General features: G+C 79.0%; 1 protein-coding gene. It reads left to right on the top strand.

Features of this window, described 5'->3' with window-relative positions; genetic code table 11:
* Nucleotides 1-438, top strand: a 438-nt coding sequence (locus CCN44_RS47190; RefSeq protein ID WP_244204080.1) for a zinc ribbon domain-containing protein, incomplete at both ends; no start/stop codon positions are given.

Below are 438 nucleotides of genomic sequence, written 5' to 3'. Positions count from 1 at the left end.
CCGCGCCCCGTCGTACGGCCTGTGGCGGAGCCGGACGAAGGGGCGGGGGCGCCGTGCCCGGCCTGCGGCACGCCCAACCCGCCGGGCCGCCGGTTCTGCCGGCGCTGCGCGACCCCGCTGAACCCCGTGGCGAAGCCCGCCCCGCTGCCGTGGTGGCGGACCGTGTGGCCGCTGCGCCGCCGGGTGCGGGCGAGTTCGGGCCGCGCGGTACGGCTCGTGGTGATCCTGGCCGTGGTGGCGGCCCTGTGCGCGGCCGGTCTCCTGCTGCTGCCGGCCGGCCGCGCCCTGTTCGAGGACACCCGGGACAAACTGGGCAAGCCCAGGCCCGTGACGCCCGTGGCCGTCGAGGCGAGCGCCGAGGTACCCGGGCACCCGGCGAAGAACACCACGGACGGGGCGAGCAATCGCTACTGGGGCGCGCCGGCGCCGGGCGCCTCG

Source organism: Streptomyces tricolor, assembly GCF_002155905.1.
GTDB classification, from domain to species: Bacteria; Actinomycetota; Actinomycetes; order Streptomycetales; family Streptomycetaceae; genus Streptomyces; species Streptomyces tricolor.
This window is presented reverse-complemented; position numbering and strand designations above follow the sequence as displayed.